Raw genomic sequence first — 275 nt, 5'->3', positions numbered from 1 at the left:
AACAACCTGACGCTCAGAACGCGCATCAAGCGATTGGCTCGCAAAACCATCTGCTTCTCTCGTTCCATTGAGCTCCACGAGAAAGTAATTGGTGCCTTTATCGAAAGGTACCATTTAAACTGATTGGAGGCATTACCCTCCCTCGATAGGCTATTTCCTCTCCTGAGTCCGCCAAGATCCTGATCGTGGAGCCGTGTGCAGTACGAAGGGGCTGGTAAACATGCACAAGCACCTAATGCCGATCAGTTAAGGATCCATTGACCGATCCTTCTGAT

Annotated in this window: 1 protein-coding gene; it reads left to right on the top strand. The window is 49.5% G+C overall.

The annotated features are described in order from the left end of the window. Positions 1–123 (top strand): IS1 family transposase (locus L972_RS20520; protein WP_231560896.1); only part of this gene is annotated, 123 nt, incomplete at its 5' end. Positions 124–275 lie beyond the last annotated feature (152 nt).

It is taken from the genome of Aeromonas sp. ZOR0001 (assembly GCF_000801015.1).
Lineage (GTDB): Bacteria > Pseudomonadota > Gammaproteobacteria > Enterobacterales > Aeromonadaceae > Aeromonas > Aeromonas veronii.
The sequence above is the reverse complement of the archived record's forward strand: the minus strand, read 5'-3'. Positions and strand labels throughout refer to the sequence as shown.